Annotated in this window: 10 protein-coding genes; 7 read left to right on the top strand and 3 right to left on the bottom strand. The window is 39.0% G+C overall.

The window, feature by feature from the left end:
* The 3 genes from N475_RS25685 to N475_RS02195 form a co-directional block, all read left to right on the top strand.
* Positions 1 to 285: hypothetical protein (locus N475_RS25685; protein WP_162269576.1), on the top strand; the 285-nt coding region annotated here is incomplete at its 5' end.
* A 125-nt stretch (positions 286 to 410) separates the two neighbouring features.
* Positions 411 to 1,046, top strand: coding sequence for a hypothetical protein (locus tag N475_RS02200; protein WP_063364605.1), 636 nt, complete (start codon positions 411 to 413; stop codon positions 1,044 to 1,046).
* Positions 1,047 to 1,516: 470 nt separating this feature from the next.
* The gene (locus N475_RS02195; protein WP_063356081.1) at positions 1,517 to 2,887 is read left to right on the top strand and encodes a hypothetical protein; all 1,371 of its coding nucleotides are present in this window, start codon (positions 1,517 to 1,519) and stop codon (positions 2,885 to 2,887) included.
* Positions 2,888 to 2,937: 50 nt separating this feature from the next.
* On the opposite strand, the gene N475_RS02190 is transcribed toward N475_RS02195, so the two are convergent.
* Positions 2,938 to 3,675, bottom strand: coding sequence for a hypothetical protein (locus N475_RS02190; RefSeq protein WP_063356080.1), 738 nt, complete (start codon positions 3,673 to 3,675; stop codon positions 2,938 to 2,940).
* Between the two features lie 594 nt (positions 3,676 to 4,269).
* On the opposite strand from N475_RS02190, the gene N475_RS02185 reads away from it, so the two are divergent.
* Complete coding sequence (locus tag N475_RS02185; RefSeq protein ID WP_142046364.1) at positions 4,270 to 5,265, top strand: GGDEF domain-containing protein; 996 nt, start codon at positions 4,270 to 4,272, stop codon at positions 5,263 to 5,265.
* A 162-nt stretch (positions 5,266 to 5,427) separates the two neighbouring features.
* Positions 5,428 to 5,607 carry a hypothetical protein gene (locus tag N475_RS02180; protein ID WP_063356078.1) on the top strand — a complete coding sequence of 60 codons (180 nt, stop codon included), beginning with the start codon at positions 5,428 to 5,430 and terminating at the stop codon, positions 5,605 to 5,607.
* Between the two features lie 95 nt (positions 5,608 to 5,702).
* On the opposite strand, the gene N475_RS02175 is transcribed toward N475_RS02180, so the two are convergent.
* Positions 5,703 to 6,341: an MlaC/ttg2D family ABC transporter substrate-binding protein gene (locus N475_RS02175; protein ID WP_063356077.1), complete on the bottom strand. Its 639-nt coding sequence runs from the start codon at positions 6,339 to 6,341 to the stop codon at positions 5,703 to 5,705.
* Between the two features lie 237 nt (positions 6,342 to 6,578).
* Between N475_RS02175 and N475_RS02170 the strand changes: the two genes are divergently transcribed.
* Both N475_RS02170 and N475_RS02165 read left to right on the top strand, forming a co-directional pair.
* Complete coding sequence (locus N475_RS02170; RefSeq protein WP_063356076.1) at positions 6,579 to 7,100, top strand: acyloxyacyl hydrolase; 522 nt, start codon at positions 6,579 to 6,581, stop codon at positions 7,098 to 7,100.
* 464 nt (positions 7,101 to 7,564) lie between these two features.
* Positions 7,565 to 8,038 (top strand): hypothetical protein, encoded by a 474-nt coding sequence (locus tag N475_RS02165; RefSeq protein WP_063356075.1) that lies wholly within the window; start codon positions 7,565 to 7,567, stop codon positions 8,036 to 8,038.
* 333 nt (positions 8,039 to 8,371) lie between these two features.
* On the opposite strand, the gene N475_RS02160 is transcribed toward N475_RS02165, so the two are convergent.
* A complete protein-coding gene (locus N475_RS02160) occupies positions 8,372 to 9,379 on the bottom strand; it encodes a zinc-binding dehydrogenase (protein ID WP_063356074.1) in 1,008 nt (335 codons plus the stop codon).
* Positions 9,380 to 9,382 lie beyond the last annotated feature (3 nt).

Raw genomic sequence — 9,382 nt, 5'->3', positions numbered from 1 at the left:
CTAAATTGGGTGGAGTTACACCACCAACACCCTGAACGCGCAATTGAGATCTATATTCGACTGCAGAATTTCGAAAAAGAGCAGGTAGAAAGCAAACAAGAAAGTAAAAATAATTGGTTTTTAAAGGCAATCGATGCGTTGTTTAAATACCAATACAAGACCAGCTGCTTTGACGTGACACTGAGTGACTCATTGCTGGAAGAAAGTAACGCGCAAATGAAAGCAAAACGAGTTTTAGCCTTAATAGAGTCAGGGAAGCATAGCCAAGTCATTAAAAATAAATAACATGCCCTTTCAAGTATCACCAAGTTGTATACAGCAAATTCGCGTCGGGTGTAATGTATTGAAAGATACTTTTTAATTTTGGCATACTAAAATACCGGTCTATACAGCAAACAAAGGAAAAGTATATGCGCCTACTAAATCAGTATTTAACCAAAAGCCAGCAGCAAACTGCATTTAGACTGCCGCTTGTAGCTTTTACTATCGCAGCTCTTTCGGCCTGCTCTTCTTCAAATTTGACCTCAGCTAGTACCAACAAGCTTAATAAAACGGCTCAATGCATTGGCGAAATAGAGCAACATAACGGATTAGTATTGCTCCCAAACGCGCAAGTTCCCAGTGGCGTTATTCAACCAGCTGACAAAGGAGGATTATGTAAAGGACAGGTTTTTGTTGCTTCAAAAGACATCACAATATGGCGAGCTTGGAATAGTGAATATAACGGCTCTAAACTTGGCAAGTGGTGGACTTTTGACAAACCCTTGGGCTCTATATCTCAATACCGCAGGGAAAATGTGATATGCCCTAGTTACTCTCCACTAGATATGTTGGTAAGTTGCACCCTAAAAGCGGGCTCACAAGTCGTAATTGGACCTGGGCAAAGTGCCAAATGCAGTGACTACTTCACCTATCCCGCGTCAAAAATGAATCAACTATACCTAGCTGACGCTAAAAGTGCAGTTATTAACTGCCAAACCTACGACGGCCGATTTTCATGGCAAACGCAGCCACAAATATCTGTTCAAGACACAAATTCCTTGTAACAGTTTTATAAAACGCATAACTTCACAAAAAAAGTTTATGAAGTTATGCATAATTTAAATATATTATTTGTTAAAATAACTTCAGATTTTTACAAAAAAAATAGCTTACAGCCCTTCTTAACCATAATTTAAGTTTACTAAACAATATAAAAACTACTAATTTCTTATCAAAAACAGCTATGCAAAAGCGCTTAATTTGGCAACTCTAAATAAACACAGCTTTTAACACATCGCCAAAAATAGCTAAATTAACCTTACTTATCATAATAGTAGAAGACCAACTGCACAGCTATTCTTAGTAATAATTCTTATTTAAATGTTCAAAAAAAGAACACAATAGATAAAATTAAATGAGTAAATTTCATTAATTAAAACTGCCTAAACCGTTCATTTTTTAACCTTGATGACATCGATAATTTATGATTAATTGATTACTCCAATAAGCAATTAAATATAATAAGGAAAATTATATGCAATTATCAAAAATCGCTTTATCGGTTATTACATTGGCAGCATTTACTCAAGCAAATGCGAGTGAATTTGATTTAAACCCCGCAGGTAATGTTCAAGCATACTCGCCTGCAAAGAACATGCTAAACCAGCAACCTCAGGTTGCCGCTGCGCACTTAAGTTCGGAGCTGTCCGCATTGGATTTTTCGGCTCAAGCGCAAGCAACGCCTACTGCTATTACGCCGCTATGCCCAACTCTTGCTACCGGCAACCAATATACCTTGAATGGTGCAACAGCGGGTTCACCAGTTTGTTATCACTTCGAAATTACTGAGCGCAGTAAAACAACTGCACTGTTGTTTGGTCAAACCGGCGCGACCAACCTCGATCTTAGCGTAATTAAACATAATCCGGATGATTCTCTAACAGTACTCGGGACTAGCGCAAACACAGGTACAGCAGATGAAGCTGTCGTCGCGTTAACAGAGCCTGGACACTACTATTGGTATATGGACGTGAAAGAGTCGGACGGCTCACCGTTTAATTTTGGTGCGGTGGTTTCAACACAGTTAGATAGTTACGAGTTTAATGACACTGTTGCAACAGCGACCGCTTTATCAAACGGTCAAAATAGTATTACCGCAAACATGGATAGTTTAACAGATATCGATTTGTACCAATTTACAGCAGTTAATGGGCAAGATATCGTACTGAACTTTAATAACAATGGTGCAGCAGATTTCATTTTTGAAGTATTTAACAATGGTTGGGTACCTATCTCACAAAGTAAACCTGTGCCTATCTCTGGTTTGCAACCAAATCAAGTTGTTACAATGCGAGTAAGAGCAAATACGGCTGTTGCTAACAACCCAAATACTAACTACAACTTAAGTGTAGCCTCCGTTGTTGCTTCTTTCTCAAACAACTCAGTGTCTGGTGAAAGTAACGTAAACCGTATCCCTTTGTCTGCGCAAAGTAACCCATATTTAACAACGCAAGCATATCGCAATTTAACATGGGGTATCACGCTATTAGATTCAACGGGCGCACCAATCCAAAATGCCACAGCAACCTTGAGAGTGGTAAAAGGAAGCGACGACAAACGCCATACCTTTGCAACGGATGCTAACGGTAGAATTTCAAAAACCATTAGTCTCGGCACTTGTAGAGCAAACATTAATCCTACTGAACACACAGAATATAGTTTTGGCTATAGAAACAGATGGCGTTCACAAATAGAGCTTGGCGCTTGGCAGATCGTTATCCCAACTAACATTGATGCAAATAATGACGGAATAATTGATACTATCGGCGTTGGTGGGCCAAATGTGCCATTTGTATATTTAGGCCATATTTGCGACCAAGATTTATTATCTAGCGAACGTTCTTAATCTTAAAACTCTGGTCGGGCACACTCTGAGCCCGACCAATCATTGTTAATTTAGGCTGCATATGTCACTTGTGCATTACTTTTTAACTGCTCTCCCATATTTTCCACAAAATTATAGGAATTAAGCTGATTGCCTGTTATGACATTCCCAGAGTCACGATATCGGCCTTGCTCAACAAGCTCTCTCATATTAATAATATCGCCAAAATTCTCATTGGTAACATCATACTTACCCCAATACTTACTGGTACCTTGACCTTCTGGACCGCGCTCTAGTGCCGTAAATTTCAAAAAGTTATCCTTTACTTCATTCGCATACCTTACGAGATCTTCATTGCTATTTAACTTGGCAGTCAATAACTCCGCTTCTTCATCACTTAGTTGACCTGACACAGCAATTTCACCATTGGCATCTACTGAGAATCCCCAGTCTTTCGCTGCCAAATCAGGGTTTGACTTGCTTAAATCAGACATAAAGTTATCGTATTCTGCTGTCATGGACTCTGCAGCGTTGTACATAGCGCCTTCAAGGTATAGTTCCGAAGATGCTTCAAAGATCCGATCCATCGTTTCTTCAACGGTTTCAATTTGTTTTACAGATTCACCGATATTGAATGGTCGCTCGTAAGTGGCGGGCTCTTCGTTACCACTTGAACCGTGGTAAACGTCGGGCTCAAGTGTAGATAAGGTATTGCTTAACGCTGTTTCACTACCGCTTTTTGCTAGTTTAACTTGAGTATTGTCTGCTGGTGCGGCTCCTAGCGCAGACGGGTTCGCATTGACTTTCATATATATCCTTCCTTAGTCATCTTTGATTATATTATCGACAGTTCGATTAAAAAGTTAAATGAATTACCTCATTAATTTATGCAATTCTCCACTGGCTAGAATTTGCCTAAACTAGCACCAATATCACCGAGCCAGTATTTTCAGTGAACCAGCTAAAATTATTAGCAATTACCGCACCATTTTTTAAAAATAAGCGTGTTTAGTAAAGAAAAACGACTGTATTGTCCCACTATAAAATGGGCGAGAATGAAAAATACCAATCAACTGATTACACAAAAAGCTAAGCAAACAGATCGGCTCAGCCAGTAATTAATGAGTATCGCTCTAATATTTGGCTTATGTACTTACAATGCAATTGATCTTTTATGTGACAACCAACAAGCACTAGCCCTAGCTTCGCATCTCACCATCACTGTCAATTTTGTGCTAGAAGATCAACCCGAAGGTTAATACAAAAAACTCAACTGATGCCTATTAGTCAGCTCAGATACGAATATTTAATTTAACACTTAACAACTCATGGTTGATGAATTATTTTTGTGTCTTACAATTAAACTAAGCTATTAATTCATAACAATACGGCCAATCAATACATTGAAACTAAAAGAGCGTTTTGGTGCTTTAACTAAAGCACAACCCATATTGATAAATCGATATCCTATGTATGCAGCTTATTTACTGTTGCTGACTTCGGCATTCCTGTGCTACTACCCCATTCATTACGTCATGCAACAAAAGTATGCTTTAGGTATGGCAGTAATTGTGGTCATCGCGGTACTCGTTTTGACTGCTGCTAGGTTAATTCAAGGTAAGCTAAGTGTCTGGAAGTGCTTCTTAATCTGTGCTGTTGAAGGCGCTATGCTGGTTTACTTATCCATACAATCTCCACTCATTTCCGTCATATGGCTACCTGCTTTTCTGGTCGGTATGTTTATGATGTTTCCATTTAAAATGGCCTGCGTAATAACAGCTGGATTTTGGCTAACTCTTACCTATCTGGGCTTTTTACAGCTTGATGTTGAATTAGCTTTAAGGTCTGCTATGTCCTCATGCCTTGTAATGATGCTCTGTGCAGTCATTGTCAAAACGTACAATGATGCAATCATGGTTGCAGAAAACGTTGCTGTAAAAGATCCGCTTACTGGTGCACTTAATCGAAGGACGCTAGTTGAACAAGTTGAATTAGAGTCTGAACGCGTTAGCCGCTATTCACAGGTATGCTCTATCATCATGATTGACTTAGATAACTTTAAAACTTTGAACGATAAACTAGGCCATGGGGTAGGAGATGAGATGCTGGTAGGTTTTGTTTCGCTCATTAATGAATACACTCGCCGAAATGACAAGTTATTTCGTTTAGGCGGCGACGAATTCATGCTGTTACTTCCAGGTATGAATGAAGAAAATGCCAATATTTTTGTAGCTAGGATCCAAAACTTAGTTCCTAGTAAGTTAACAATGGACTCTGTTTCTTTAGGTATGAGCTTTGGTGTGTGTGAAATTACTGCCAATACATCAGTAGAGTCTCTCTTAGAAAAAGCCGATAAAGCGCTTTATGAAAATAAAAACCAAAGAAAGCAAGAAAAATAAATTTCCTAGTTAAAAGAAAATACCTTTGAAATATATACTTTTAATTTACATAAGAGAAGATAATATTGCAAAAAACAAAAACAAATGGAAATTTTTAGTTTACTTTTGCAAAACACAGCCCTAACCTGTAAGAGCAGTTTATCTCGCATAAGGAAATAAAAAATGAAAGTACAATTAAAAAAGAAAAACCTAAAAAAGCTTAATGAGAGTAACCAACTGGCCAACCATGCAACCCCACAGGTTGCAGGCGGTGCAGAGCACTCAGTCTACCCACAATGTAGACCATCAAATCCAGTGATATGCTGGACTGATGGTGGTTGGCATGGCTGTGTAACTAAATAATAAACACAGTTAGTAATCAGCAAAGTGCAATAATACTCTCTGAGTTTTATTGCACTTTTAAAGTTTATAGCCGTAATATTCCGTACTTTTGGTGGTCATATTCGATTAGAACTCCTTTGACGCAGCTCTTTGTTTAACTGTTCAAACCCAATCTCACTAATCTTAAGTACCAAACTTTGACGCTTTACGCTTAGTTGAGATACTTGCCTAGATACAACATCATACATGCGCCACTGGCCTTTTGCGCTTTGTCTAAATTTAAGTATCAACTGCGTATCGCCTCTACTCTCTTGATTGAGCTGTATAGTAGCCTCAGCAAACTTTCGCCCCTGATTTGTTTGCAAGGTTTGCATCGCTATCTCTGAGTTTTTGTATTCAATTAAAACTTTTGCATACATATTAATAAGTTGATTTTCAATTAAACCTGTAAACTCGGCCATTTGATGCTGTTCTAAATGACGTATATGTTTACCTAATAATTTTAAGGATGAAAAACGAAGGTCAAGATGTGGTGCGAATTCCCTATGTACGATTTGCAGCGCCAATTGCTCTTGCTCAGTTTCAGGTACTGCTTTTAAGTCTTCTATGCCACTGATCAGTTCTGTACTCAACTTGTGCGCCAACTCTGCAAAAGGGGCTTCCATGTTGCTTTGTTCATGTTGCTGAGCTAAACCCTTTGCACTCATTACCAAGCTCAAAAGTAGCGGTAAAAGTATCGTCAACTGGTTTTTCATACTGATCTTCCAAGTAGCTTTGTTTATAGAGCTCTCATTTTACAAGGTAATTGGAATACAAAAAGACACCAATAGGAAACTTATTGATTCCAAATTAGCACCAATATTATTTAAACATATAAATCAAAAACTTACTCGTTAAGTGCCAAATTAGCACCAATATATTGATATTTTAACTGCATATATCCACAACAATTCGCGAGAAAATACCGTAAATGCTACTGACTTCGGTAAATTATGAAAAAGCTTATTGCCTTTACTCTACTAACTCTTATTGCCAGTTTCGCGCATGCATCCAATTTCCATGGTTATGGCATACACTACATTCATGGTGAAGGAGACGTGAGAGGCATCAAACTCGCTTATGAATACCATCCGCCTGATCTAATACCAGACGATTGGCACGGTTTTAATATGTACTTTGAATCCAGCATAAACTTTTGGCACTTTGGTGACAGTGGTGAATATGACCAAAATTTGGTTTTGTCCATGTCTCCTGTATTTAGATACCCTGTCGCATCCATTCGCAATAAACCAGTACACATTGAATTTGGAATAGGTGTCGCGTTACTTGAAGACACTCAATTTGCAGGAAAAAATGTAAGCACCCATTATCAGTTTGAAGATAGGCTAGGCTTAGTATATGAGTTGGGAAAAGCAAATGTCGCTTTGCGGTACATTCATTACTCGAATGCAGGTTTTAAAAGTCCAAACCCGGGCCTAGACTTTTTGTCGCTGTCTTATTCATCAAGGTTTTGATTTGTAGCTCTTTTTATTACTTTCCATTGCACATTATCGGGGCTGCCTTTGCCCCTTTATTAAATACTCTCATGCACGGTACACTGTTACCGCCCACCATTACAAAAGCGATCTTTTAGCAAAATGATAAGCTTGTAACCTATCAGTACCTATTATTCTCGAAACTGAAGTAGCGTGTTCACTAAAGTCAAATTTGTAATCACCAATAGTTTGTCAGCCATACGTAAACAGCCCAAAAACAGCTCATATACATCTGAAATAGCAACAATGGAATGATATGATACAATTCTGTCTTTATAGGGTATGTAAACTAATCTAACTTACCGTTTGTAAACAGTACTTTCACGTTTAATGTCGAAATACATATGGCGAGTGTTCATGTCAGGCCCGCATATAAATCAGCCAGTAGGCTTCAAAGTTTTAGTATTGTGTAATTTATTGATTTGCGTGGGCTAAGAGAAGTTATGAAAAAAATACTTGAGTTAATCATCGTTGTTTTATTCTTTACTTTTGTGTGGGGTGAAGTCAAATATGAATCTCCCGATGAATGGATGTTAGAAACAGTCACCGGCGAGCTCATATCCATTACTGAAGCTGTCGACGATGATATGGACGAAGCCAATGACCACTACATTGTTTTGCAAATCAACAAAGGTGGGATAACTCGGAATCTCATGTCTTTTGATAAGTCTCTGCTCTCTAGACTGTCAGTTGGCTCTAGCATTGAGGCCCAAATAGCCCAAACTAACAATGTAAGCGAACTTTGGACATTAAAAGAAAATAACATTCTCGTTGTCTCATACGAAGACACCGATGATATAAGATGGAATATGGAAAAAAGACAAGTTATGCTCTTTTTCCTTGCCCTTGCTATCTGCATTTTCTCAATAATTTTTGGTAAAGGTCTACAATTGCAATTAACTAGAGGTAGCGACTAACCAAAGCACGGGTAATAGACAAGAAGCTAAACATCCTGAAGCGCACCACAACACCACACTGCAACTTAGATGATGCTATAAAGACCTTGAATCAACACAGGATCAATCAGTTTAAAGGATTGTGGTGCAGCAACACATAAGTCTCTTAACAATAAAGCCTGTACAGGCTAGTAAACGGACTCTCTAGCCCACATGCGAAATGCAATCATGGTAGCCGCAATTCAGATTGCTAATCTCAACACACAACACCAAACGCAATCGGTTTTTTATAAGTACCAAAGCGGTTAGCGCCAAATAAAAAGCCACATCGTAATGCGGCCTTTTATTTATCGGTTAGTCATGCTCAATTTTAATGACTGGTCGCTTTTGCCTAGCGCTTGTTAGCAAGGAGGCTAATGCGTTTTTGACATTTTCGGCATCAAACTCAATCAACTCGATATCTGGAACTTTAATCTGTCCAGACGTCACATCCGACAACAGTTTTTGCCCCATAAAACTTAAATGTTGCTGAGCACACAGGTTATTTGCAAGCCACGCTCCGCCAATTGAAACTACGCCGATATTAGGCGCTTTCTCAAACAATAAATCTTCTGGGATATGACCAAAACCATTCAAACAAGCCATACGACCGCAAAACCTTAAGTGCTTCAAATCTTCGATAAATGATTCTCCACCTGGCGTGTTTAGCATGCAGTCAAAGCCACCGGCACCGATTTCACGTTTAACCTGATCGCACACATTGTCTGATTCACAATCAAAGGCAAAATCCGCGCCGAGTTTAAGTAATCTCTTGTGATGCTGTTTTTGTGCAAAAGCAAAGACCTGTGCGCCTTTTTGCTTAGCATATTGAATGGCAAAGTGTGCCACTGCTCCCTGCGCACTATTAATAGCAAGCGAGTCGCCCACCTCTAATTTTAGCTTTTCAATTGCCAATAAGGCCGCCATACCTGCGTTTGGCAAAATTACCGCCACTTCAGGCGCGATCTCTGAGGGTAATTCGCATACGGCATGGTTTGGCACTACAGCAAATTCTTTAAGCATCCCTTTTTGCGCTAAGTTAGCATTAAAAAGTACCCGAGTGCCTGCTTTTGGAAAAACGCCTTTGCCCGCTTTCATAACAGTACCAACTGCATCGAGACCAAGAATATGAGGATATTCCCATTGGCTAAAACCATCTCTGGCCATTCGTGCATCTAAATGATTTAAAGCTACGTACTCAATAGCCACCAGTAACTCATTGTTGTTTGGCTCCGGCATCGTATGTTGTGCCATAACCAAATCAAACTCTGCGCCTGGTTTTCGTAACTCTATTGCGTTCATATTCGCTTTTTCGATAGACATAAT

Origin of the sequence: Pseudoalteromonas luteoviolacea DSM 6061 (genome assembly GCF_001625655.1) — a bacterium.
Classification (GTDB): Bacteria; Pseudomonadota; Gammaproteobacteria; order Enterobacterales; family Alteromonadaceae; genus Pseudoalteromonas; species Pseudoalteromonas luteoviolacea.
The sequence above is the reverse complement of the archived record's forward strand: the minus strand, read 5'-3'. Positions and strand labels throughout refer to the sequence as shown.

Coding starts and splice junctions, on each gene's coding strand:
- N475_RS02200 (WP_063364605.1), top strand. CDS start 411: ATGCGCCTACTAAATCAGTATTTAACCAAAAGCCAGCAGCAAACTGCA.
- N475_RS02195 (WP_063356081.1), top strand. CDS start 1,517: ATGCAATTATCAAAAATCGCTTTATCGGTTATTACATTGGCAGCATTT.
- N475_RS02190 (WP_063356080.1), bottom strand. CDS start 3,675: ATGAAAGTCAATGCGAACCCGTCTGCGCTAGGAGCCGCACCAGCAGAC.
- N475_RS02180 (WP_063356078.1), top strand. CDS start 5,428: ATGAAAGTACAATTAAAAAAGAAAAACCTAAAAAAGCTTAATGAGAGT.
- N475_RS02175 (WP_063356077.1), bottom strand. CDS start 6,341: ATGAAAAACCAGTTGACGATACTTTTACCGCTACTTTTGAGCTTGGTA.
- N475_RS02170 (WP_063356076.1), top strand. CDS start 6,579: ATGAAAAAGCTTATTGCCTTTACTCTACTAACTCTTATTGCCAGTTTC.
- N475_RS02165 (WP_063356075.1), top strand. CDS start 7,565: ATGAAAAAAATACTTGAGTTAATCATCGTTGTTTTATTCTTTACTTTT.
- N475_RS02160 (WP_063356074.1), bottom strand. CDS start 9,379: ATGTCTATCGAAAAAGCGAATATGAACGCAATAGAGTTACGAAAACCA.